This is a genomic window from Mesorhizobium sp. WSM4848 (genome assembly GCF_055811375.1).
The window spans coordinates 16551-37309 of record NZ_JBVVPX010000053.1 but is presented as its reverse complement, the minus strand read 5'-3'; the positions used below and the strand labels follow the sequence as shown (position 1 = coordinate 37309).

At 63.3% G+C, this 20759-nt stretch carries 24 protein-coding genes and 1 pseudogene; 12 read left to right on the top strand and 13 right to left on the bottom strand.

What is annotated here, in order from left to right; genetic code table 11:
- Nucleotides 1-94: 94 nt before the first annotated feature.
- On the bottom strand, nucleotides 95-769 hold the full coding sequence (locus AC0L16_RS31315; RefSeq protein ID WP_473625365.1) for an ArsR/SmtB family transcription factor: 675 nt from the start codon (nucleotides 767-769) through the stop codon (nucleotides 95-97).
- 68 nt (nucleotides 770-837) lie between these two features.
- Between AC0L16_RS31315 and AC0L16_RS31310 the strand changes: the two genes are divergently transcribed.
- From AC0L16_RS31310 to AC0L16_RS31300, 3 genes are all read left to right on the top strand, one after another.
- On the top strand, nucleotides 838-1065 hold the full coding sequence (locus tag AC0L16_RS31310; protein WP_473625363.1) for a DUF1127 domain-containing protein: 228 nt from the start codon (nucleotides 838-840) through the stop codon (nucleotides 1063-1065).
- 97 nt (nucleotides 1066-1162) lie between these two features.
- Nucleotides 1163-1495 (top strand): NIPSNAP family protein, encoded by a 333-nt coding sequence (locus AC0L16_RS31305; RefSeq protein WP_473625361.1) that lies wholly within the window; start codon nucleotides 1163-1165, stop codon nucleotides 1493-1495.
- Nucleotides 1492-1836 (top strand): antibiotic biosynthesis monooxygenase family protein, encoded by a 345-nt coding sequence (locus AC0L16_RS31300; protein ID WP_473625360.1) that lies wholly within the window; start codon nucleotides 1492-1494, stop codon nucleotides 1834-1836. Before AC0L16_RS31305 ends, AC0L16_RS31300 begins: the two co-directional genes overlap by 4 nt.
- A gap of 7 nt (nucleotides 1837-1843) precedes the next feature.
- Here the strand turns inward: AC0L16_RS31300 and mbfA are convergent, their stop codons facing one another.
- Entirely contained in the window at nucleotides 1844-2827 is a 984-nt protein-coding gene (mbfA, locus tag AC0L16_RS31295; protein WP_473625358.1) for an iron exporter MbfA, read from the bottom strand.
- A gap of 174 nt (nucleotides 2828-3001) precedes the next feature.
- On the opposite strand from mbfA, the gene AC0L16_RS31290 reads away from it, so the two are divergent.
- The 3 genes from AC0L16_RS31290 (at nucleotide 3002) to AC0L16_RS31280 (ending at nucleotide 5122) form a co-directional block, all read left to right on the top strand.
- Nucleotides 3002-3325: a hypothetical protein gene (locus tag AC0L16_RS31290; RefSeq protein WP_023801401.1), complete on the top strand. Its 324-nt coding sequence runs from the start codon at nucleotides 3002-3004 to the stop codon at nucleotides 3323-3325.
- 126 nt (nucleotides 3326-3451) lie between these two features.
- Nucleotides 3452-4429, top strand: a complete 978-nt coding sequence (locus AC0L16_RS31285) for a threonine ammonia-lyase (protein WP_473625356.1) — start codon at nucleotides 3452-3454, stop codon at nucleotides 4427-4429.
- 39 nt (nucleotides 4430-4468) lie between these two features.
- Entirely contained in the window at nucleotides 4469-5122 is a 654-nt protein-coding gene (locus AC0L16_RS31280; protein ID WP_473625370.1) for a glutathione S-transferase family protein, read from the top strand.
- Nucleotides 5123-5192: 70 nt separating this feature from the next.
- On the opposite strand, the gene AC0L16_RS31275 is transcribed toward AC0L16_RS31280, so the two are convergent.
- The 4 genes from AC0L16_RS31275 to AC0L16_RS31260 are packed head-to-tail and all read right to left on the bottom strand — an operon-like array spanning nucleotide 5193 to nucleotide 8948.
- Nucleotides 5193-6329: an ABC transporter permease gene (locus AC0L16_RS31275; protein WP_473625368.1), complete on the bottom strand. Its 1137-nt coding sequence runs from the start codon at nucleotides 6327-6329 to the stop codon at nucleotides 5193-5195.
- Between the two features lie 8 nt (nucleotides 6330-6337).
- Nucleotides 6338-7258 (bottom strand): ABC transporter ATP-binding protein, encoded by a 921-nt coding sequence (locus AC0L16_RS31270; RefSeq protein ID WP_473625354.1) that lies wholly within the window; start codon nucleotides 7256-7258, stop codon nucleotides 6338-6340.
- Complete coding sequence (locus tag AC0L16_RS31265; protein WP_473625353.1) at nucleotides 7255-8208, bottom strand: HlyD family secretion protein; 954 nt, start codon at nucleotides 8206-8208, stop codon at nucleotides 7255-7257. Before AC0L16_RS31265 ends, AC0L16_RS31270 begins: the two co-directional genes overlap by 4 nt.
- Nucleotides 8205-8948, bottom strand: a complete 744-nt coding sequence (locus AC0L16_RS31260) for a CerR family C-terminal domain-containing protein (protein WP_473625351.1) — start codon at nucleotides 8946-8948, stop codon at nucleotides 8205-8207. Before AC0L16_RS31260 ends, AC0L16_RS31265 begins: the two co-directional genes overlap by 4 nt.
- A 90-nt stretch (nucleotides 8949-9038) precedes the next feature.
- Here AC0L16_RS31260 and AC0L16_RS31255 point away from each other — a divergent pair, with 90 nt between their 5' ends.
- From AC0L16_RS31255 to AC0L16_RS31245, 3 genes and pseudogenes are all read left to right on the top strand, one after another.
- Nucleotides 9039-9512: a CYTH domain-containing protein gene (locus AC0L16_RS31255; protein ID WP_473625349.1), complete on the top strand. Its 474-nt coding sequence runs from the start codon at nucleotides 9039-9041 to the stop codon at nucleotides 9510-9512.
- Nucleotides 9509-10456: pseudogene (locus AC0L16_RS31250) on the top strand (CHAD domain-containing protein). Before AC0L16_RS31255 ends, AC0L16_RS31250 begins: the two are co-directional and overlap by 4 nt.
- Nucleotides 10457-10517: 61 nt before the next feature.
- Nucleotides 10518-11330, top strand: coding sequence for a C40 family peptidase (locus tag AC0L16_RS31245; protein ID WP_473625347.1), 813 nt, complete (start codon nucleotides 10518-10520; stop codon nucleotides 11328-11330).
- A gap of 8 nt (nucleotides 11331-11338) precedes the next feature.
- Here AC0L16_RS31245 and AC0L16_RS31240 read toward each other — a convergent pair whose 3' ends face one another.
- Nucleotides 11339-12136, bottom strand: a complete 798-nt coding sequence (locus AC0L16_RS31240; RefSeq protein WP_473625345.1) for a helix-turn-helix domain-containing protein — start codon at nucleotides 12134-12136, stop codon at nucleotides 11339-11341.
- A 113-nt stretch (nucleotides 12137-12249) separates the two neighbouring features.
- Here AC0L16_RS31240 and AC0L16_RS31235 point away from each other — a divergent pair, with 113 nt between their 5' ends.
- The gene (locus AC0L16_RS31235) at nucleotides 12250-13107 is read left to right on the top strand and encodes an SMP-30/gluconolactonase/LRE family protein (protein ID WP_473625343.1); all 858 of its coding nucleotides are present in this window, start codon (nucleotides 12250-12252) and stop codon (nucleotides 13105-13107) included.
- A gap of 21 nt (nucleotides 13108-13128) precedes the next feature.
- Here AC0L16_RS31235 and AC0L16_RS31230 read toward each other — a convergent pair whose 3' ends face one another.
- The 4 genes from AC0L16_RS31230 to AC0L16_RS31215 form a co-directional block, all read right to left on the bottom strand.
- On the bottom strand, nucleotides 13129-14847 hold the full coding sequence (locus tag AC0L16_RS31230) for a SulP family inorganic anion transporter (RefSeq protein WP_473625342.1): 1719 nt from the start codon (nucleotides 14845-14847) through the stop codon (nucleotides 13129-13131).
- Nucleotides 14848-14966: 119 nt separating this feature from the next.
- A complete protein-coding gene (locus tag AC0L16_RS31225; RefSeq protein WP_236393151.1) occupies nucleotides 14967-15236 on the bottom strand; it encodes a helix-turn-helix domain-containing protein in 270 nt (89 codons plus the stop codon).
- Nucleotides 15237-15431: 195 nt separating this feature from the next.
- Nucleotides 15432-16133: a phosphatase PAP2 family protein gene (locus AC0L16_RS31220; protein ID WP_473625340.1), complete on the bottom strand. Its 702-nt coding sequence runs from the start codon at nucleotides 16131-16133 to the stop codon at nucleotides 15432-15434.
- A 119-nt stretch (nucleotides 16134-16252) separates the two neighbouring features.
- Nucleotides 16253-16591: a hypothetical protein gene (locus AC0L16_RS31215; protein WP_473625339.1), complete on the bottom strand. Its 339-nt coding sequence runs from the start codon at nucleotides 16589-16591 to the stop codon at nucleotides 16253-16255.
- A 204-nt stretch (nucleotides 16592-16795) separates the two neighbouring features.
- On the opposite strand from AC0L16_RS31215, the gene AC0L16_RS31210 reads away from it, so the two are divergent.
- Nucleotides 16796-18787, top strand: coding sequence for a PhoX family protein (locus AC0L16_RS31210; RefSeq protein WP_473625337.1), 1992 nt, complete (start codon nucleotides 16796-16798; stop codon nucleotides 18785-18787).
- Between the two features lie 113 nt (nucleotides 18788-18900).
- On the opposite strand, the gene AC0L16_RS31205 is transcribed toward AC0L16_RS31210, so the two are convergent.
- Together AC0L16_RS31205 and AC0L16_RS31200 are read right to left on the bottom strand one after the other, a co-directional pair.
- Nucleotides 18901-19662, bottom strand: a complete 762-nt coding sequence (locus AC0L16_RS31205; RefSeq protein WP_473625336.1) for an ABC transporter permease — start codon at nucleotides 19660-19662, stop codon at nucleotides 18901-18903.
- Nucleotides 19659-20585 (bottom strand): ABC transporter ATP-binding protein, encoded by a 927-nt coding sequence (locus AC0L16_RS31200; protein ID WP_473625335.1) that lies wholly within the window; start codon nucleotides 20583-20585, stop codon nucleotides 19659-19661. Before AC0L16_RS31200 ends, AC0L16_RS31205 begins: the two co-directional genes overlap by 4 nt.
- Here AC0L16_RS31200 and AC0L16_RS31195 point away from each other — a divergent pair.
- A complete protein-coding gene (locus AC0L16_RS31195; protein ID WP_473625334.1) occupies nucleotides 20579-20752 on the top strand; it encodes a hypothetical protein in 174 nt (57 codons plus the stop codon). The two genes, AC0L16_RS31200 and AC0L16_RS31195, sit on opposite strands and share 7 nt — an antisense overlap.
- Nucleotides 20753-20759 lie beyond the last annotated feature (7 nt).

Genomic DNA, 20759 nt, shown 5'->3' with positions numbered 1-20759 from the left:
TTGTGGGGGAGATGCCCGGCAGGGCAGAGGGGGGCGCTGTTCCGCCGGCGTCTCGCTCGCCAGGGGCGTCGCGAAACCAGCGCCCGGCAGGCCATCAGGCCAGAAACATCTTTTCGAAGGCCTGCCTCCCCATCGGCGAAAACACCACCGCGCGGCTGTCTTTCTCACGCCGCGCCCATTTTTCCAAAAGGATCTTATCGAGGATGGCCGCACCCAGCGTGCCGGCCAGATGCGAGCGCCGCACGCTCCAGTCGAGGCAGGCCCGGCACACCGGCCGCCGCGCCTTGCTCACGACATCGATGCCGATCGCAGCAAAATGCGAGGCGGCTGACGGCCCGAGCCGGATTTCCTTGTCGTCGCGCAGGAGCACTTGTCGAGCGACAAGACGATCGAGCATCGCCACGGCCTGCTCGCCGGCGAGGTGGTCGTAGCAGACCCGCGCCACGCGCATCGCCGCATCACGCGGACCCGGCCGCACCCGCTGCGGTCCGACCGCGGCGGCGACACCGGTTATGGCCTCGATCATGCCAGCCACCTGCGGCCCGGCGAGCCCATAGTAGCGATGCCGCCCCTGGCTTGCCAGCGTCAGCAGCCCGCCCTCCATCAGCTTCGACAGATGCGAACTGGCGGTCGGCAGCGACACGCCGGCCTCGAGCGCCAGTTCGCTCGCTGTTAGCGCCGTGCCACCCATCAGCGCGGTCAGCATGTTTGCCCGCGCCGGATCGCCGACCAGGCTGGCGATGCGGGCTATGTCTGGTCCTTCACGCATAGTTCGCCCTTCATCGAAGCACTGACGTCAGATAACCACTATCCTTCGCTGAGATCAAGGAGACGACGATGACCGCAAGAACCGTTCCCCACACCGTGCTTGTCAGCCGCTTCGGCCGTCGGCCGTCTCCGTTCATGATCTTGCGCCGGGTGCATCTGCGGCTGCTGGCGCGGTGGTACGATCGTCATCTGCAGCGCCTCGACCTCGCCGGGATTGACGAGCATCTTCTGCGCGACCTTGGCCTGACGCCACAAGACGTTCGCCGCGAATGCGCGAAATCCTTCTGGCAAGCGTGACCAGCATGGAAAATTGCTAGCACATAGCACCACAGAACGTTTCGACCCCGCTCGAACTGTCGCCGCAACAAACCCAGATTCAGCAAGGAGACAAAAGATGACCATCACCTGCTTCATCCGCTACGAGATCGACCCGTTCGGCAAGGCGGCGTTCGAGGAGTATGCCCGCAACTGGGGCCAGGCGATCCCGCGTTGCGGCGCCGATCTGATCGGCTATTTCGCGCCGCATGAAGGCTCGGCCACCACCGCCTACGCCGCCTACAACATCGACAGCCTGGCGGCTTACGAAGCCTACCGTGCCAGGCTCGCCGCCGACCCGGCCGGTAAGGCGAATTACGAATTCGCGCGGCGTGAAAAATTCATCCTGAAAGAGGACCGGACTTTTCTGAAACTCGCCTCCGGGCCGCATGCCTCTCTGGTGAAACTATGATCGCCGTCATCTTCGAGGTCGAGCCGGCAGCGGGCAAGCGCGATGCCTATCTCGCCATGGCAGCCGACCTGCGCCCGCTGCTTGACGGCATCGATGGTTTTCTGTCGATCGAACGCTTCCAGAGCCTCACCGACCCGACACGCATCCTGTCGCTGTCGTTCTGGCGAGACGAAGAGGCGGTGAAGGCCTGGCGCAACACGGAGGAACATAGGCGGGCTCAGAAGGCCGGCCGTGGCGGCATCTTTGCCGGCTACCGTCTGCGCATCGCCCACGTCGTGCGCGACTATGGCCTGACCGAACGTGCAGAAGCGCCTGAGGACAGCCGGGCGCTGCATGGGTAGGGCTTTTCTAAGCATTCCCGATCAGCACGCCCGCCGCGAACACCAGTCCGCCGCCCAGCACCACCTGAAAGGCGGCGCGCCAGAACGGCGTCTGCATATAACGGTTCTGCACAAAGGCGATCGCCCACAGTTCGAAGAACACCACCACAATCGCGAGAATTGTCGCGGTCCAGAAATACGGAATGAGGTACGGCAAGGCGTGACCGAGGCCACCCAGCGCCGTCATCACGCCCGTGGTGATGCCGCGTTTCACCGGCGAGCCGCGGCCCGACAGCTTGCCGTCGTCGGAGGCGACCTCGGTGAAGCCCATCGAGATGCCGGCGCCGATCGAGGCGGCAAGCCCGACCAGGAAGGTCTGGAACGTGTCGTGCGTGGCGAACGCGGCGGCGAAGATCGGCGCCAGCGTCGACACCGATCCGTCCATCAGCCCGGCCAGTCCCGGCTGCACATAGGTGAGGATGAACTGGCGCTGCTCGGCCGCTGCTTCCTCGGCTTTCACCGCGCCCGGCACATGCTTTTGCTCCAGCCGCTGCGCCAGCGTCTCGTGGCCCTGTTCGGCCACCGCCAGATTGTCGAGCAGCTTTCGCGTCGAGGCGTCGCTGGTGCGTTTCGCCGCCTCGACGTAGAACAGGTAGGCCCGACGCTCCATCGTTGCGGCCTGTTGGCGCACATGTTCGATGCCGAGCGGCCGGACCAGCCAGTCGGGCTTGCGCTCGTAATAGCCCTTTACATGCTCGCGCCGGATCAGCGGAATGCGCTCGCCAAAGCGCTCGCGGTGAAGCTCGATCAGCGAGTCGCGGTGGCCGTCCTCCTCCTCCGCCATTTCCTCGAACACTTTGGCCGAATGCGGAAACCTATCCGCCAGCCCGTCGGCATAGGCGCGGTAGATACGCCCGTCATCCTCTTCGGAAGAGATGGCGAGCGCCAGGATCTCTTGCTCCGAGAGCGACTCGAAGGGACGGCGACCAAATCCGAAAACACGGGAAAGCATGAGAATTCCGCCCTAGTTTAGAATAGTTCTAAACTATGGTTTGGCGCACCGTTGGTCAATCGCGCTCGTCGCCGGAGGTTCAAAATTATGGCTCCGGGAATCCTCCGCCAGCCCTTCATTATTGGCGAATGTTCACCTATATAGCTGGGCTTAAGCCAAGAGAAAGGAATCCGGATGCCGGCGAAACAGCCCACCCATGCATTTGACCCGAAACCCGTTCTCGACCTGATCGCCAGCATCGAGGCCGATCTGCAGCGCCTGAAGGGGCTAGTCGAGCAGCAGGTCGAGAAATTCGACCCGGCCAATCCGCACAACAAGGCTCCCGACGGCAAGCTGACCGAGGAGGGCGTCGAATGCTGCTACCGCTTGTTCGACGAGGGCAAGTCGCGCTATTCGGTTGCCCAGCAGATGAAGATATCCTTCGCCGCCGCCACCCATCGGTTCAACACCTGGCGCAAGATGGGTGGCGCCAAACGGCAACGGACGCTTTTGGGGTGAGGGGCGGTCGGCGAAGAGCGCCACTCTCTGCTCTCAATCCACGAATTGTCTCGGTCACATTTTTCCAGTGGTGCCCGGCTTGGTTTTCCGTGCACCATAGGCGGTCTCAGTCTGCAGGACCTCACCATGACCACTCCTCCCGGCATCGCCGATATCCACCGCGCGGCAACGCGATTGTCCGGCCTGATCGTCGAAACGCCGCTGATCGAATCGCCGGAGCTGAACAAGCGTTTCGGCGCCAGGATCCTGTTCAAGCCGGAGACGCTGCAGCGTACCGGCTCGTTTAAGTTCCGCGGCGCCTACAACAAACTGTCGTCGCTCAGCGATGAGCAGCGCAGCCGCGGCGTCGTCGCCTTCTCGTCGGGCAACCATGCGCAAGGCGTCGCCGCGTCGGCGGCGATGTTCGGCGTCAAGGCGGTTATCGCGATGCCCACCGATGCGCCGGCAATGAAGGTCGGCAACGTCAGGAAAATGGGCGCCGAAGTGGTTCCGTTCGACCGGTTTCGCGACGATCGCATGGCGGTGGTTCGCCCCTATATGGAACGGGGCATGGTCCTGGTGCCGCCATTCGACGACCCGGCCATCATCGCCGGCCAGGGAACGATCGGCCTCGAACTGATGGCGCAGGCGAAAGCGCTCGGGGTGAGCCTCGACGCGGTCGTCATCCCGTGCGGCGGCGGCGGCCTGAGCAGCGGCATCTCCATCGCCATCAAGGACGCCTCTCCGGGCACGGCCGTCTGGGCGGTGGAACCCGAGCATTTCGACGACACCTGTCGTTCACTGGCCAATGGTGTTCGGGTTGCGATCGAACCCGGCCACACTTCGATCTGCGACGCGCTCCTCACCGCCGAGCCGGGCGCGATCACCTTCGAGATCAACCGCAGGAATCTCGCCGGCGGCATTGCCGTGTCCGACGGAGCGGCGGCACAGGCGATGCGCGACGCCATGGCCCATCTCAAGCTGGTGGTCGAGCCCGGCGGCTGCGTTGGGCTCGCCGCGCTGTCATCGGGCGAGATCGAGCTATCCGGCAAATGCGTAGCCGTGGTGCTGTCCGGCGGCAATGTCGATTTCGGCACCTATGCTGAGATCATGGCGGCGGCTTAGGTGGCGACCGAACCGGCACCATTCAAAGGCGGACACGGAATGAAACTGCTCTTCAGCCGCAATCCCAATCCTCGCCTCGCGGTCGCCGTGGCACGTTATCTCAACGCAAAGCTCGAGTTTGAGTTCGCGTCGCCCTTCGCTCCCGGGCAGGCTGAGCGATATCGCCCGCTAAATCCCAATCTTTCATTGCCGATACTCGTAGGTTCGGGAAACACCCTCTGGGAGGCTGACGCGATAGCCTGCCGGCTTTCACGCGACGCGCATTCGGATCTCTGGCGCACCGGCGACGACGAACCCGAGATGATCCGATGGCTCAGTTGGGGCAAAGAGAACTTCGCAAGAGCTTGCGACGTCGTGCATTTCGAACGCGGGACCAAGCAGCGCTATGGGATTGGCCCAATCGATCAGCACCGGGTTGAGGAGGGGCTGAGAGAGTTTCGCACGGCCGCTGCAACTCTTGAGGCCGCGCTTTCCGAGCGAGACTGGCTGGTCGAAAACTCGGTTTCCTATGCCGACTTTCGAATGGCGACGTTTCTGCCCTTCAACGATGTCGCCAGATTGCCGCTCGACGATTATCCTTCGGTCAGTCGCTGGTATCGCCAGCTTGAAGAGATCGACGCCTGGCGCGATCCCTTCCAGGGGCTGGATGCGCCTGAGTTGCCACCGGTCCCGGATCAGGCCAGACCCGCATAAAATCTCGATCCGAATGATCATGCATCCAAGGTGGCATCTCGGCCATTGCGTGAGCTACTTGAGTTGGATCCTAATCCAGCGTCCGGCGGAACCGCACCAGCGCCACGCCGGCGAACAGCGCCACGAACAGGACGAGCCAGCCTATTTCGGTTGCGACCGCCGGCAGGTCGGCGCCCTTCAGCATCACCGCGCGGATGATGCGCAGGAAATGCGTCAGCGGCAGGATCTCGCCGAAGACCTGCGCCCAGCCAGGCATGCCGCGATAAGGGAACATGAAGCCCGACAACAGGATCGACGGCAGGAAGAAGAAGAAGGTGAGCTGCAGCGCCTGCATCTGCGTGCGCGCCATCGTCGAGATGGTGTAGCCGAGCAGCACAAGCGCCAGCACGAAGACCAGAACCGCGGCGAGCAGCAGCGACAACGACCCGGTGAAGGGAACCCCAAACAGCAGCTTGGCCGCCGCCAGCACCACCACCACTTGCACGGCGCCGACCACCAGATAGGGCAGCACCTTGCCGAGCATGATTTCGAGCGGGCTGGACGGCATTGCCAGAAGGTTTTCCATCGTGCCGCGCTCGGTCTCGCGCGTCAGCGCGATCGAGGTCATCATCACCATCGTCATCTGCAGGATGACGCCGAGCAGGCCGGGCACAATGTTGTATTGCGAGATGCCTTCCGGATTGTAGCGTCGGTGCACCACCACTTCGAGCTGGCCTCGAGCAGCTTCGGCGGCCGTCTCCTGCATGCCGCGCGCCCTGAGCAGCGCCTGGTTGGCGACGGTGCCGAGCGTCGAAATGGCGCCGCTGGCGACTGCCGGGTCAGTCGCATCAGCCTCGATCAGGATTTGCGGCTGGTCGCCGCGCTCGACTCGCCGGGCAAAGTCGGCGGGAATGGTGACGACGAAGGCGACGTCGCCACGCGCCATCAGGAATTCCGCCTCGGCGGCATTTTGCGCGACATGGTCAAAGCGGTAGTAGTCGGTGGTCTGCAGCGCCGAAACCATGGCTCGCGTATAGGGATCGCTGCTCATCGCCACCAGGGCTGCCGGCAGGCTCTTCGGATCGTTGTTGATGGCATAGCCAAACAGCACCAGCTGCATCAGCGGCACGCCCAGCATCATGGCGAAGGTGATGCGGTCGCGCCGCATCTGGATGAACTCCTTGATCAGCAACGCACCGAGCCTGGCGAAGGAAAAGACGCTGTTTATCCCGTTTTTCATCCCATATTGTCCTTCGAGCCGGACATGAACTGGATGAACACATCCTCCAGGCTGGTCTCGCCCGGCGTCACCGTGACGCCCTTGTGGTCTTTCTCGACATCGGCGAGGGATGCCTGAAGCGCCGTCTTGTCGGAACCGACGACATGCAGCGTCGCACCAAACGGCGCCACCTGGTCGACACCGGACCGGCCGCTGAGTGCGGCAGCGACCTGGTCGAGGCGCGGACCCTGCACGACGAAGGTCGTCAGCCCGGCATTCCTGACGACCTCGTCGACCGTGCCGGTGGCCAGCATTCTGCCGTAGGAGATGTAGCCGATGCGGTGGCAGCGCTCGGCCTCGTCCATGTAATGCGTGGAGACCAGCACGGTCAGCCCGCCGCTGGCCAGCCGATGGATCTCGTCCCAGAATTCACGCCGCGCTTTCGGATCGACGCCCGCCGTCGGCTCATCGAGCAGCAGCAATCTCGGCTTGTGCATGATGCAGGCGGCCAGTGCCAGCCGCTGCTTCCAGCCACCGGACAGCGTGCCGGCCAACTGGTCCTTGCGCGAGGTGAGGCCAAGATCCTCCAGCGTCCTGGCCACATGCTCGTTGAGCGGCTTCAACCCATAGAGCCGCGCCACGAATTCAAGGTTCTCGGCGATGGTCAGATCCTCGTAGAACGAGAATTTCTGCGTCATATAGCCGACTTCGCGCTTGATCCTCAGGCTGTCGGTGCGGATGTCGAAGCCGAGCACCGTGCCTTCGCCCTCATCCGGCGTCAGCAGGCCGCACATGATGCGGATGGTCGTCGTCTTGCCCGAGCCGTTGGGGCCGAGGAAGCCGACGATCTCGCCATCGGCCACCGTCATCGTCACATGGTCGACGACGGTCTTGTCACCAAAACGCTTGACCAGGCCGTGGACGTCTATGACGTTCATTTGCCGATATCCGCCAGTTCAACATCGACGATCTGCCCCGGTTGCAGCGCGTCGGCGTCGCCCTCCGGCCGCGCCTCGACCAGATAGACCAGCTTCTGCCGGGTCTCGAGCGAGTAGATCACCGGCGGCGTAAATTCCGGGTCCGGCGACACGTAGCTGACGCGAGCCTTCACGTCCGGCCCGCAGCCGTCGCAATGGACGTTGAGCAGCGTGCCGACTTCTACCGACGAGAATGCGCTTTCCGGCACATAGACGCTGAGCTTCACCGCGCCGTCCGGCAGAATCGAAATGACCGGCGCGGTCGGCCCGGCGGTGTCGCCGGGATAGCGGATCACATCGTTGATGCGGCCGGGCGAAGGCGCCGCCAGCACACGCTTCGACAGCCGCCAGCGCGCTTGCTCCAGCGCCGATTGCGCCTGCCTGACCTGATTGTCGGCGGCCTTGATCGTCTCGGGCCGCGCCGGCAGGCCGCCGACAGCGAGATTGGATTCCGCCTGGCCGAGCTGCGCGTTGGCAATTTCCAGCGTCGCGGAAGCCGTATCATGATCGGCCTGGGTGCCGGTGCCGCGTTTGAACAAATCGCTGGCGCGGGTGTATCTGCGTTTGGCGTCGGCGGCTTGCGCCTTGCCCATGTCGACCTGCGCCTTGAGCACCTCAATCTCTTCGGGGCGCTTGCCGACCTGCAGGTCGGCAAGTTGCGCCTGGGCCTGGGCAAGGGCCGCCTCGGCTTGCGCGACGGCTATTTTTGCGTCGGCGCTTTCCAGCGTCACCACCGGCGTGCCCAGCGCGACGCGGTCGCCGCGCTTGACCGAAATCGTCTCGACCTGCGCCACCTCGATCGGCGCGAGCAGCACATAGTCGCCCTCGACATAGCCGACGGCGAGCGGCGCCGCCGGTGCGCAGGCGCTGAAAAGCAGGGCGGCTAGCGGCACAGAACAGAGGAAACTCATGACCTACCATCCTTCCGGTCGGTTAAATGAAGCCGAGCCAAATCGCGCCGAGCCAAAATCGCGCTGAGATTATCCGTCACGGCCGCCGCGATCTTGGTGGCCTCGGCGTCGCCGATCGCGCGCCAGCCCATGCGGCGCATCACCGCCTCGCGGCCGATGCGGAAATAGACGACCTGGCCGATCAGCGTGAACACGGTGAGTCGGGTCGTCTCGCTTTCGGCCGCCTCGCCCGTTGCCTGTTCCCAGATCAGGCAGAGCCGGCGATGCGTCGGCTCGAACACGCCGTCATAGATGCGGTCGAGTGCCGCCGTCGGATGCGACAGCTCACGCAGGACGAACTGCACGATCTCGCCGGCCTCCGGCCTTGCCACGATGAAAGCCACCATCCGCTCCAGCGCGGTGAACAGTTGTGCCCGCGCCGCTTCGGGGTCGCCCGTTTCTGATTCGCCCGTTTCTGAATCGCTCGGCCCCTGCAGATTGCCGATCGCCTGGCCGGCAATGGTCTGGATGGTGTCGACGATATAGTCGGCCGCAGCGTTGCGAAGCCCCTCCTTGCCGCCGAAATGATAGGCGATCGAGCCGATATTGGCCTTGGCCTCAGCCGCGATCTCGCGCGTCGAGGTGCCGTCGAAACCCTGGCGTCCGAACAGCTTCAGCGCTGCGCGAACAAGTGCCGCGCGCGTCATCTCGGCTGGGGATGCGTCTCGCTGCGGAATTTTGGCGTTTGTCGGTTTGCTCATATTAGATATTTAATCAATCGAATGATTAAAGTCAATACTAGCCTATCTCCACCTTGCCATCTCCAGCCGCACGCGCTTTAGTGCGGAGCCATGGTCAAGGAAATCGAGCGCAAGTTCCTGGTCTCCGGCGATGGCTGGCGGGATCTGGTCGAAGCGGACATCCGCATTCGCCAGTTCTATCTCGTTGCCGCGCCCGACCGCTCGGTCCGCGTGCGTATCAGCGACGGCGCCTCGGCAAAGCTGACGCTCAAATTCGGCGGCAAGGCCCGCGAACGCGACGAATTCGAATATCCGCTCGCTCTGGCGGAGGCGGAAGAGATGCTGGCCTTCGCCATCGGTCGTGTCATCGAGAAGACACGCCACCATGTTAGGCACCGCGGCCATCTCTATGAAGTCGATGTCTTCGGCGGCATGCTTAGCGGTCTGGTGGTCGCCGAGCTTGAGACGCCGCAGGACGTGCAGGACGAAATGCTGCCAGATTGGCTCGGCCGCGAAGTCACCGGCGAGCACAGGTTCTACAACGCGTCGCTCGCCCTCGAGGGGATTCCGGAGATCGCCGCATGAGCTACCGCATCGATCCGCGCCTGCCGTTGACTGGCGAGGCCAGGCGCATCCTCGCTGAGGAGATCGGCAAGGCGCTCGTCCATCTGGACGCGGCGCGTGACAGGCCGGAGCAGGCGCTGCACAAATGCCGCAGGCGGCTGAAGAAGGTGCGTGCCTTGCTGCGCCTGGTCCGCCCCGGAGACGAAACATTTTGCAGTACCGAGAACCAATGTTACCGAGAGGTGGCTGCCCTGCTTGCCGAACCGCGCGAGGCGACCGCGCTGGTTGAAACCATCGACCGACTGGCAAAAAACTTTCCCGAGCAAAGCGCTGGCGGCGGTCTCGATGCTGTTCGCGACACGCTGGTGGCGCGCCAGCACGAATTGCGTGGTGGAGCCGGCCTCGGCGCCGCGATAGCTGCCGCGACTGCCGCTTGCGAGGACGGCATCAGCCGCATCGATACGTTAGCCTTGCCCGACCTGCCCGAACAGGCCGCCGATGTGCTTGCCGAAGGCGCCCGCATCACTCTGCGTCGCGCCAGAAAGGCGCTGGACAAGGCGGGCTCCCGCGGTGATGCCGACGATTTCCACGATCTGCGCAAGGCGGCGAAGACTCACGGCATGCATCTGTCGCTGCTTGGCAGGCTGTGGCCGACGCCGATCAAGGCCCGGCGCAAGGCGGTCGACGAACTCGGCGAAAGACTGGGCGAACTGCATGATGTATTCGTCTTGCGCAACCTTCTCGATGCCGGCGACCGGCCGCTCGGCTCTCCTCAGGAAACGCGACTGCTGAGCAAGCTGTTGAAGCGCTAGCAGAAAAGCCTGAAAAAGACCTGTCTTGCGGCGGCAGCCGATCTGTTCGGCGACAGGCCCAGGCGCTCGACAAAAAAACTCGCGCGCAAGACGCGCGCCGATCTGGCCGCCGCGCCGCACCAAGACGCTAGCGCACCCGGCGCCGCTGCCTGACGCGGTCCTTCGGTTCGGGATCATGGTCTAGGCCGCCGGCCTGTGGTAATCGCCGTCTGGCATGATCGAGACCGGTGACACGCTTCTGGACCGACTTGGCCGCTGGCTTGCCGGCCGGCTGCAGGAGGAATCGTCCGGCTACGAGCCTTACACGCCGTCCGATGCCGAAACGCTGCGCCGAACGCTCGAGCCCGGCGACATCCTGCTGATCGAGGGCAATCAGAAGATCTCGGCGGCGATCAAGTACCTGACCCAGTCGACCTGGTCGCACGCGGCCTTCTATGTCGGCGATGCTTTGCCCGAACCGGAGGACGGATCGGAGCGGCGGCGCCTGATCGAGGTCACGCTTGGCGAGGGCTGCATCGCCGTGCCGCTGTCGCACTACCGTACCTACAACACGCGCATCTGCCGGGCGAGCGGCCTGGCGCCGGAAGATCGCGACAAGGTCGTCGCCTTCATGATCGGCAAGCTCGGCCTCAGATACGATCTCAAGAACATCTTCGACATGCTGCGCTATTTCCTGCCGACGCCGCCTGTGCCGGTACGCTGGCGTCGCCGCATGCTGGCTTTCGGGTCTGGCGATCCGACCCGGGCCATCTGCTCGTCGCTGATCGCCGAAGCCTATGGCCAGATCCGCTATCCCATCCTGCCTGAGATCACCCGGGCGCCCGGCCGTGCCTCGGCCCAGTCGAACTATTCGCGCAAGGAAATCCTGCACATCCGCCACCACTCGCTCTACACGCCGCGCGACTTCGACCTGTCGCCCTATTTCCGCATCGTCAAGCCGACGCTGGAATACGGGTTCGACTACCGGCAGATGACCTGGGAGGACAAGATGACGGCTACCGATCCGGAAACCAAGGCCGCCGAGTAGCAGCTCGCCTATGCTAGCAACGGGCGTCGAGCCTTCGCGGACCGATCGTTCGCTCGCGCACCGGCATCACGCGGATGCGGCCCGATCGGCATGATCGTTGGGAACGGCGTCGCGCCGAAGGCAAATGTCCATTTATAGCCGGTGAGCCCGTCTTCGGGCGTCGTGTGCTGATCGTGATGGGCAAGCAATTTGGCGCGTTCCGCCAGCTCCTCCGCCTCGCGCTTCACCATCTCCGCCGTCTCCGGCCGCATCCGCCTGGAGAAGCTGACGAAGGTCGCCTCCCGCTCCAGATGCGTGATCGCCCAGCCGATGAAATTCTTGTTTGTCATCTCGAACAATGGTCTAAGCGGCCCTTCGAAATTCCACTGGATCGGCGTCTCGACCAGCAGCCTGGCCGACAGGCCACGACCGAGCGCGACGAGGCCGAGCTCCTCGAGGTCGCGCAGATAGAGGAACATCGAGGCCTCGCTCAATCCTTGCGAACGCATGATGCCTTCGGGCGCGAATTTTTCTGACAGCATGACGAACATGAACAGCAGCGCCGGCCTGCCTGCCAGCCTGCGTTCGATCTCCGGGGCGATGCGGTTGACCGGCCCTGGCCCTCGGTTCATCGAGCCGAGCACGTTTTCCAGCTCGACGCCGGCGGCAGCGCAGATTTCCATCAGCCGGTCGAGCTTGCAGTTGCGTTCATGGAAGATGCGCTTCACCGTCGGCTCGGAAACGCCCATGCGTTCGGCAAGTTCGCGATAGGTGACGCCCTTCGCCTTCAATGTCCGCTTCAGCGCCTCGAAGATCAGACCATTCATGCGATGCACCTCTTTCGCGCAGTTTCGTATCGATTTTCGATACTAGCTCCAATCGGCCTTCCAGAAAAGTATCGGAAAATCTAGGTCTCCGCTGTCGCCACAGGAGACCAGCCATGAAAACCCTTATCCGCTCGACACTTCTCGCCGTCATCGGCATCGCAACGATGCCTGCCGCCCATGCCGGGGAACTCTGGCGCGCCACCGGCTTCGAGCAGCCGGAATCGGCGCTGTTCGACGCCGTCAACAAACGCATCGTCGTCTCCAACATCGTCGGCAATCCGGGCGACGCCGACGGCAATGGCTATCTGTCGGTCCTGTCCCTGGACGGCAAGATGGTTATGCAGCACTGGACCAACGGCATGGATGCGCCCAAGGGCATGGTGGTCTCCGGCGGCCGACTCTATGTCGCCGACATCACAAAAGTTCGTGTCGTCGATCTCGAGACCGGCAAGCTTGTTTCGACGATCGATGTGCCGAATACCGTTTTTCTCAACGACATGACCACTGACGCCTCCGGCAAAATCTACGTCACAGACATGCTGGCCGACGCGATCTACCGCGTCGATGGCGACAGGTCGGAACTGTTCGTCAGGGACGCGGCACTTGCGTCGCCCAATGGCATCGTTGCCGATGGTGGCCGGCTGATCGTCGCGTCCTGGGGCAAGGGCATCAAGCCGGATTTCAGCACAGCGGAGCCCGGCGGCCTGCTCGCCGTCGATCTCGCCACCAAGGCTATTTCGCAACTGCCCGGCGCACAAAAATTCGCTGATCTCGATGGCGTCATTGCAGTCGGCGACACGATCTACGCCACGTCCTATATGACCGGCACGCTCTATCGCTACAAGGTTGATGGCACACCGGAGACGGTTGCGACCTTCAATCCGGGCAGTGCCGATATCGGCACCGACGGCAGCAGGATTTTCGTGCCGCTGATGAACGACGGCGAAGTCGTTGCGCTGTCGCTCGACTGAGCCGGTTTCTTTTTTCGGCATTCACGCTGCGGGCGCGGCATTCTTCAGTTGCGCTCGCGCGTCCCTGATCGAGGCGGCGTATGTCACCAGCGGTCGTTTGACGCCGTGGTTGATCAGCATGCGGCGTGTCTGCGGCGAAGCACCTGATATGATGAAGCGCACGCCGGTGCGCCTCGCCTTGTGGGCAGCGCTCTCGATGACGTTGGCCGCCGTTGAATCGAGGAACGGCACGGCCGAGCAGTCGAGGATGAAGTTCTTGCGCTGGTCGGCGATGCGGTCCAGCACCGTGGCGACGGTCGAGGCGGCGCCGAAGAAGAAGGCGCCGGAAATCCGGTAGACGACGGTGTCGGCATCGCTGGCTTCGCTGGAATCGTATGCGCTGGCGGCGCCGGTTCTGTCGGCGACATCGTCCTGCACCAGTCCCTGATCCGGCTCGACCGCAATGCTCTTGGCCATGCGGTCGATGAACAGGATCGAGCCCAGCGCGAAGCCGACGACGATGCCTTCGGTGAGATCGCGGAAGATGACGATCAGGAAGGTCGCCATCAGCACCAGCGCGTCGCCCCGCGAGGCACGCAGCAGCGTGGCAAAGGCCTGCTTCTCGAACATGTTCCAGCACACCACCGCCAGCACGCCGGCAAGGGCTGCAAGCGGGATGTAGCTGGCCAGCGGCGCCGCCACCAGCATCAGGGCAAGCAGGAGGGCCGAGTGGATCATGCCCGAAACCGGTCCATGCGCGCCGGCCCGCACATTGGTCGCGGTGCGGGCTATGGTGCCGGTGGTGCAGATGCCGCCGAACAGCGCGGACGCGATGTTGGCGAAGCCTTGCGCCACGAGTTCGCAGTTGGAGCGGTGCCGCCTTCCTGTCATGCCGTCGGCGACCACGGCCGACAGCAGCGATTCGATCGCGACGAGCAGCGCAAAAGCTAAGGCGTCCGGCAGGACGTCGATCATCCTGTCGAAGCTGATCGGCGGAAAGGCCGGCATTTGCAGGCTGCGCGGGATGCCGCCGAAGCGCGTGCCGATCGTTTCGGCAGGCAGCGAAAACAGCGCCACGACAAGCGACGCCAGACCGATGGCGATCAGCATGGCGGGCCATTTCGGCCGCCACCGTTTCATCAGGGCAATGGCGACGATGGTCAGCAGAGCGACGAAGGTGGCGGCGAGATTGATCGTGCCGGCCGCCTCGCCGATCGCCATCAGCTTCGGCACCAACGGTCCAGGTTCTTGGCCGGCGAGTTTTAGCCCGAACAGCTCGACGATCTGGCCGGAGAAGATGATGATGGCTATGCCGGCGGTGAAGCCGACGGTCACCGGATAGGGAATGAACTTGATGTAGGTGCCAAGCCTGAGATAGCCGATGACGAGCAGCAAGACGCCGGCCATCATCGTCGCCAGCAGCAAGCCGTCGACGCCGACCCGTGCCACTGTTGCCGCCATCAGCACGATAAAGGCGCCCGCCGGCCCGCCGATCTGGAAACGGCTGCCGCCCAGAGCCGAGACGAGGAAACCGCCAATGATGGAAGTGTAGAGCCCGCGCTCCGGAGACACGCCCGATGCGATCGCGATCGCCATCGACAGCGGCAGCGCCACGATGGCCACGGTCAGTCCGGCGATGGCATCGGCCTTGAAGTGCGCTGATGTGTAGCCTTCGCGCAGCACCGTCGCCAGCTTCGGCGTGAACAGTTCGGAAAATGTCGGCTGCGCCGGTTGATGAATTGCCCGCTGGGTTCGATCCATGGACTGCCTTCCGCTCCTGATGCATACCGCCAAAAAGTGCACAGCGGCCACGCATAAAACCAAGCAGGCGAGATCGTCGGCAGGACTGTCGGCGGTCGCCGTCGCGACTCTATTTCGGCTCAGCCTGGCGGGTTCTGCGGCACGACCGGCTTGAGTCGCACCCCCCTGCCGCCGCGCTCGCTGGCCTGGTTCTCGCCGATCAGCTCCACGCCGGCCTCGTCGAGGGCCTGGATGACCTTCATCAGCGTATCGACCACGCCCCTGACCACGCCGTCGCTCGCTTCCATCCGCTGAATGGTTGGAAGCGAAACCCCGGCGCGCTCGGCGAGCGTCTTCTGATCGATGCCGGCCAGCGCCCTTGCGGCGCGCATCTGCGCGGCAGTGATCATCGGCTAAAAACCCCGTCTGAGTCTGCATTCCCATGTATAATACCATCATTATGACGGTTCAAGCATCATCATGCACATGTCAGACATGCACATGGCCTGGTTGCATCCTGGCGAGCCTGCGCCTGCTGGACCAGCACGCCCCAGCCGCCGCAACAATGAGGAGATTAGGCGAATCATCGTTCGGAACGGGGCGGTTCAGGCGCCGGCGGTCTGCCCGCGCCATCGCTGGAACGCCCATGCTACCAGCCAGCACAGCATCGCCCAGGCGAAGCCGGCGCACCAGCCGGCCAGCACGTCCGACGGCCAATGAACGCCGAGATAGACGCGGCTGATGCCGACCAGCAGTGTTGTCAGCACGGCAAGTGCCAGCACATAGATCCTGGTCGTTCGCCCAGGCAGGAAACGGGACGCCATGCTGCCCAGCGTCAAATATGTCACCGCCGACAGCATCGCATGGCCGCTTGGAAACGAAAGCGTCGCCACGTCGGCGAGATGCGAGACCAGGTCGGGGCGCGGCCGATCGATTCCGAGCTTCAGCGTACTCGACAGGGCCTGCCCGCCAGCCACCGCGACGAAGACTAGGAACGCTGCTCCCGGCTTGTGGATCAGCAGCAGATAGACGATCACCGCCACAGTGATCAGCCCGAGCACGATGGCGCTGCCGAGGCTGGTGATATCGCGCATCGCCCCTTCCAGCCATGGCGGTCCGATCGGATTGTCGGGCTGTCCCGCTTCACGGAAGGCGAGCATGATTTCCGTGTCGAAGGCGTGCGGTGTGGTGTCTCGCGCCACCTCCATCAGTTCCTCGAACCCCCACAGTCCGCCGGCGATGACCAGTCCGGCCAAGAGCACCGGGAACTCGATCCAGTTGAGCAGCTTGTTCGCGGTATTCTTCATCGGGCCAATCGTCCTACAGCGCCGCGCGTCCTTTTGGACGCGCAAAGGACGCTGTAGCACTTTGATTTGGCGCATGATCCTTTCCGAAAATCGATTCCGATTTTCGGGGTCATGCGCAGTTACAGTTTTTGCAGATAGGGTCCGAGCGTGATCAGCGCCACCGCTGCGACGGCGAGCACGATGCCGGTGGCCTGCAACGAATCGACGCGCTCGCCGAAGAACACCAGTGCCACTACGTTCACCGACACCAGTTGGATCACCGCCGACAGGCTGAACGACACCGACATGCCGAATTCACGGATCAGCCTCAGCATGATCAGATTGCCCAGCGAATAGAGCGCCAGAGTCAGAACGATCTTGCCGAGGCTCGGCGCCAGTCCCCATTGCTTGGCCGCCGTCGCCGCCAGCAGGAAGATCACCGTCGAAATGCCGAGCTGCCCCAGTCCCCAGAAACTCACTTTTTTGTCCCTCTCGACGCAGTACTTCCGCGCCTGCCGCAGATCTTGTTTCCGAAGCGTCGGTCGCGGTCAAGCGGCCTGATCAAAGACATGAAATCGGGCTGGAAATTGGCCGGGAACGTCATCAAACTGTGATCTGCTGGCGATACGCGGTCAGTCAAGCAACACGCTCCAGCCATCCCAAAGAGCCAGAGGCAAGCCCCCATGACCGAACATCGCTCCGCCGACGCCCATTTCCGCACCATCCTGCTCGAGGAAAACGATGGGCCAGGAACCAATCCCACCGACAACCAGACGATGGGCGAAATCATCGCCGCGCGATTCTCGCGCCGTGGTTTTCTGCAGGGATCGCTCGCGGCAACCGCCATCGCCGCCACCGTCAGCCCGCTCGCGCTGATCCTCGCCGACGATGCCCGCGCCGGCGGCGGCTCGGTCTTCAGTTTCGACGAGGTTGAGGCAGGCGTCGACGACAAGCACCATGTCGCCGCCGGTTACGACGCCGACGTGCTGTTGCGCTGGGGCGATCCGCTGTTTGCCGATTCGCCGGACTTCGATCCGACAAAACAGTCGGCGGCGGCCCAGGAAAGGCAGTTTGGCTACAACAACGACTATGTAGGCTTTATCCCGATCGACGGCTCGGCCGAGCATGGCCTGCTGGTGGTCAACCATGAGTACACCAATCCGCATTTGATGTTCCCGGGCCTTGTCACCATCGTCGATGGCGAGGCCAAGCAGGCCCCACTGAGTAAGGAACAGGTCGACATCGAGATAGCCGCGCATGGCGGCACCATCGTCGAAATTCGCAAGGTATCAGGCAAATGGCAGGTGGTGCGCGACGGCAAGCTCAATCGCCGCATCACCGCCAACACCGAGATGGCACTGTCCGGCCCCGTCGCCGGCCACGACCGGGTCAAGACCAGTGCCGATCCGACCGGCACGAAGGTCTTCGGCACCATCAACAATTGTGCCGGCGGCGTGACGCCCTGGGGCACCTACGTCATGGCCGAGGAAAACATACACGGCTATTTCTCGGGCGAGTTGCAGGAAGGCCACAAGGAAGCCGCCAACTACAAGCGCCTGGGGATTCCCGAAGGCGCCTATGAATGGGCTGCGCATTACGACCGCTTCGACATCGGCAAGGAGCCGAACGAGCCGAATCGCTTCGGCTGGGTCGTCGAGGTCGATGTCAACGATCCGACCTCGGTGCCGCGGAAGCGCACTGCCATGGGCCGTTTCAAGCATGAGGGCGCTGAATCGATCGTCGCCAAGGATGGCCGCGTCGTCTTCTATCTCGGCGACGACGAGCGCTTCGACTATGTCTACAAGTTCGTCACGGTCGGAAAGTTCAACGCCGAGGACCGCGCCGCCAACATGGATCTTCTCGACGACGGCACGCTCTATGTCGCCAAATTCGCCGAGGACGGTTCGATTGAATGGCTTCCCATCGTCTTCGGCCAGGGCCCGCTGACGGCGGAGAACGGCTTTGCCAGCCAGGCAGAGGTGCTGATCGAGACGCGCCGTGCCGCCGATCTGCTCGGCGCCACCAAGATGGACCGCCCCGAGGATATTCAGCCCAACCCGACGACCGGCAAGGTCTACGTCATGCTGACCAACAATTCGAAGCGCAAGGCGGAGCAGGTCGACGCTGCCAACCCGCGCGCCGAAAACGCCTTCGGCCACATCATCGAGATTGTCGAGGATGGTGGCGATTTCACTGCCACCAAGGGCAAGTGGGAAATCATGTTGAAATGCGGCGATCCCTCGGTGGCCGAAGTCGGCGCTACCTTCTCGACTGCGACGACCGCCAATGGCTGGTTCGGCATGCCGGACAATTGCGCCATCGATGCGGCCGGCCGGCTCTGGGTCTCGACCGATGGCCAGGGCCCGAAGGCGACCGGCCGCACCGATGGCCTGTGGGCGGTCGATACCGAAGGCGAGGCGCGGGCGACCTCGAAGCTGTTCTTCCGCGTGCCGATCGGCGCCGAACTCTGCGGTCCGCTGTTCACGCCCGACGATCAGACCGCCTTCGTCGCGGTCCAGCATCCGGCCGATGGCGGCGAGGACTGGGAGGCTTTTGGCCGTCCCTCCTACTATGAGGACCCGTCGACCCGCTGGCCTGACTTCAAGCCCGATATGCCGGTGCGGCCATCGGTCGTCGCCATCACCAAACAGGGCGGTGGCAAGATCGCGGTCTAGGTCATCTCGCTCCAAGGTCAAGGCCGATAGATCGTGAAGGAAAGGAGGGGTTTCGGCGCGACCGAAGCCCCTTCTTGTTTCCGTGTCCAATTGCTCAGCGTGCTGTAAGCCGGTCAGGTCCGCAGCCGGTAGCCTGTTCTGAAGATCCACGCGACGATCGCTATGCAGATAAGCAGGAAAACCACGGTCATGCCGAGGCTGATGCCGATCGAGACGTCGGACTTGCCGTAGAAACTCCAGCGAAAGCCGCTGACCAGATAAAGGACAGGGTTGAACAGCGTCACCGTGCGCCAGGTGCCGGGCAGCATGTCGATCGAATAGAAGCTGCCGCCAAGGAAGGTAAGCGGCGTGATGATCAGCAGCGGTACCAGCTGCAGTTGCTCGAAGCTCCTCGCCCAGATGCCGATGATGAACCCGAACAGGCTGAAGGTCACCGACGTCAGCATCAGGAAGGAGAACATCCAGAATGGATGCTCGATGGTCAGCGGCACGAACAGCGACGCGGTCCCCAGGATGATCAGGCCGAGTATGATCGACTTGGTCGCCGCACCCCCGACATAGGCGATGATGATCTCCAGATAGGACACCGGCGCCGACAGCAGCTCGTAGATCGAGCCGACAAATTTCGGGAAATAGATGGCGAAGGAGGCGTTGGAGATCGACTGCGTCAGCAGCGACAGCATGATCAGCCCCGGCACGATGAAGGCGCCGTAGCTGATGCCGTCGATCTCGGTGATGCGCGAGCCGATGGCCGAGCCGAAGACGACGAAATAGAGCGATGTCGAGATGACCGGCGAGACGATGCTCTGCAGCACGGTCCGGAAAGCGCGCGCCATCTCCATCTTGTAGATCGCCCAGACTGCTCGCGGGTTCATGCGTCCCTCCTCACCAGATTGACGAAGATCTCCTCGAGCGAGCTGTTTTGCGTGTCGATATCGCGAAACTGGATGCCGGCCGTCTCAAGGTCGCGCAGCAGCGAGGCGACGCCCGGCCGCTCGCTCTGGTTGTCATAGGTGTAGGTCAGTCGATCACCGTCAGGCGAAAGCTCCAGCGCGTAGCGCGACAACGTCTCGGGTATGGTGGCGAGCGGGCTGCGCAATTCCAGCAGAAGCCGCTTGCGGCCGAGCGTGCGCATCAGTTGCACCTTGTCCTCAACCAGCACGATCTCGCCGCGATTGATGACGCCGACGCGGTCGGCCATCGCCTCGGCCTCCTCGATATAGTGCGTGGTCAGGATGATGGTGACGCCATCCTCGCGCAGCCGGCGCACCATCGCCCACATGTCCTGACGCAGCTCGACGTCGACGCCGGCTGTCGGCTCGTCGAGGAACAGCACCCTCGGTTCGTGCGACAGCGCCTTGGCGATCATCAGCCGCCGCTTCATGCCGCCGGACAGGGTGATCGCCTTGGCGTCCTTCTTGTCCCACAACGACAGGTCGCGCAGCACTTTCTCGACAAAGGCGTGATTGGCCGGCTTGCCGAACAGGCCGCGGCTGTAGTTGACCGTCGCCCACACGCTCTCGAACGCGTCGATGGTCAGTTCCTGCGGCACCAGCCCGATGAGGCTGCGTGCGGCGCGATAATCCCGGCTGATGTCGTGGCCGTCGACGCTGACCGTGCCCGACGAGCGGTTGACGATACCGCAGACGATCGAGATCAGCGTCGTCTTGCCGGCGCCGTTCGGCCCGAGCAGCGCAAAAATCTCGCCGCGCTCGATATCGAGGTTGATTTCCTTCAGCGCTTTGAAACCGGTGGCGTAGGTCTTGGTGACCCCGGAAATGGAAATGATCGATGGCATGGCTGAAAAAACGGCTGCTTGAAAGGAGGTCTGTTGATTTTAGTCCGCTGAATGTCGGTGCGCGCAGCCGGAAGTCAATGGCACTCCTGACAGTTCTGAACATCGGCGCATCCACCGCTGCTGCAGGCCTGCGGCGTTCCGCCTCGCGTGACGCCACGCCACTTTGACCGCCTG

Bases quoted from the DNA above. Each gene is read 5' to 3' on its own strand.
- AC0L16_RS31290 (WP_023801401.1), top strand. From the start codon at position 3,002: ATGCCGGCGAAACAGCCCACCCATGCATTTGACCCGAAACCCGTTCTC.
- AC0L16_RS31265 (WP_473625353.1), bottom strand. From the start codon at position 8,208: ATGAGTTTCCTCTGTTCTGTGCCGCTAGCCGCCCTGCTTTTCAGCGCC.
- AC0L16_RS31305 (WP_473625361.1), top strand. From the start codon at position 1,163: ATGACCATCACCTGCTTCATCCGCTACGAGATCGACCCGTTCGGCAAG.
- AC0L16_RS31270 (WP_473625354.1), bottom strand. From the start codon at position 7,258: ATGAACGTCATAGACGTCCACGGCCTGGTCAAGCGTTTTGGTGACAAG.
- AC0L16_RS31255 (WP_473625349.1), top strand. From the start codon at position 9,039: ATGGTCAAGGAAATCGAGCGCAAGTTCCTGGTCTCCGGCGATGGCTGG.
- AC0L16_RS31310 (WP_473625363.1), top strand. From the start codon at position 838: ATGACCGCAAGAACCGTTCCCCACACCGTGCTTGTCAGCCGCTTCGGC.
- AC0L16_RS31280 (WP_473625370.1), top strand. From the start codon at position 4,469: ATGAAACTGCTCTTCAGCCGCAATCCCAATCCTCGCCTCGCGGTCGCC.
- AC0L16_RS31245 (WP_473625347.1), top strand. From the start codon at position 10,518: ATGATCGAGACCGGTGACACGCTTCTGGACCGACTTGGCCGCTGGCTT.
- AC0L16_RS31235 (WP_473625343.1), top strand. From the start codon at position 12,250: ATGAAAACCCTTATCCGCTCGACACTTCTCGCCGTCATCGGCATCGCA.
- AC0L16_RS31210 (WP_473625337.1), top strand. From the start codon at position 16,796: ATGACCGAACATCGCTCCGCCGACGCCCATTTCCGCACCATCCTGCTC.
- AC0L16_RS31195 (WP_473625334.1), top strand. From the start codon at position 20,579: ATGGCATGGCTGAAAAAACGGCTGCTTGAAAGGAGGTCTGTTGATTTT.
- mbfA (WP_473625358.1), bottom strand. From the start codon at position 2,827: ATGCTTTCCCGTGTTTTCGGATTTGGTCGCCGTCCCTTCGAGTCGCTC.
- AC0L16_RS31260 (WP_473625351.1), bottom strand. From the start codon at position 8,948: ATGAGCAAACCGACAAACGCCAAAATTCCGCAGCGAGACGCATCCCCA.
- AC0L16_RS31240 (WP_473625345.1), bottom strand. From the start codon at position 12,136: ATGAATGGTCTGATCTTCGAGGCGCTGAAGCGGACATTGAAGGCGAAG.
- AC0L16_RS31315 (WP_473625365.1), bottom strand. From the start codon at position 769: ATGCGTGAAGGACCAGACATAGCCCGCATCGCCAGCCTGGTCGGCGAT.
- AC0L16_RS31230 (WP_473625342.1), bottom strand. From the start codon at position 14,847: ATGGATCGAACCCAGCGGGCAATTCATCAACCGGCGCAGCCGACATTT.
- AC0L16_RS31220 (WP_473625340.1), bottom strand. From the start codon at position 16,133: ATGAAGAATACCGCGAACAAGCTGCTCAACTGGATCGAGTTCCCGGTG.
- AC0L16_RS31285 (WP_473625356.1), top strand. From the start codon at position 3,452: ATGACCACTCCTCCCGGCATCGCCGATATCCACCGCGCGGCAACGCGA.
- AC0L16_RS31300 (WP_473625360.1), top strand. From the start codon at position 1,492: ATGATCGCCGTCATCTTCGAGGTCGAGCCGGCAGCGGGCAAGCGCGAT.
- AC0L16_RS31225 (WP_236393151.1), bottom strand. From the start codon at position 15,236: ATGATCACTGCCGCGCAGATGCGCGCCGCAAGGGCGCTGGCCGGCATC.
- AC0L16_RS31200 (WP_473625335.1), bottom strand. From the start codon at position 20,585: ATGCCATCGATCATTTCCATTTCCGGGGTCACCAAGACCTACGCCACC.
- AC0L16_RS31205 (WP_473625336.1), bottom strand. From the start codon at position 19,662: ATGAACCCGCGAGCAGTCTGGGCGATCTACAAGATGGAGATGGCGCGC.